Origin of the sequence: Guyparkeria sp. SB14A, from assembly GCF_005096345.1 — a bacterium.
Classification (GTDB): domain Bacteria; phylum Pseudomonadota; class Gammaproteobacteria; order Halothiobacillales; family Halothiobacillaceae; genus Guyparkeria; species Guyparkeria hydrothermalis.
In genome coordinates this window covers 1-255 of sequence record NZ_SWAW01000076.1, presented here as the reverse complement: position 1 = coordinate 255, position 255 = coordinate 1, and the positions used below count along the sequence as shown (strand labels likewise).

Here is a 255-nt window from a genome sequence, read left to right as displayed (position 1 = left end):
AGGTGTCACCTTCCAGCGCCTTGAGGGCCGAACCGGTGATGATCGGGGTGTCGTCGCCCGGGAAGTCGTACTGGGAGAGGAGGTCACGGACTTCCATCTCGACCAGCTCGAGCAGCTCCGGATCGTCGACCATGTCGGCCTTGTTCAGGAACACGACGATGAACGGGACGCCTACCTGACGCGAGAGCAGGATGTGCTCACGGGTCTGCGGCATCGGGCCGTCGGCGGCGGAAACCACCAGGATCGCGCCGTCCA

General features: G+C 64.7%; 1 protein-coding gene. It reads right to left on the bottom strand.

Annotated features, from left to right (window positions below; genetic code table 11):
* Nucleotides 1-255: GTP-binding protein (locus FAZ79_RS11325; RefSeq protein ID WP_247709554.1), on the bottom strand; the 255-nt coding region annotated here is incomplete at both ends.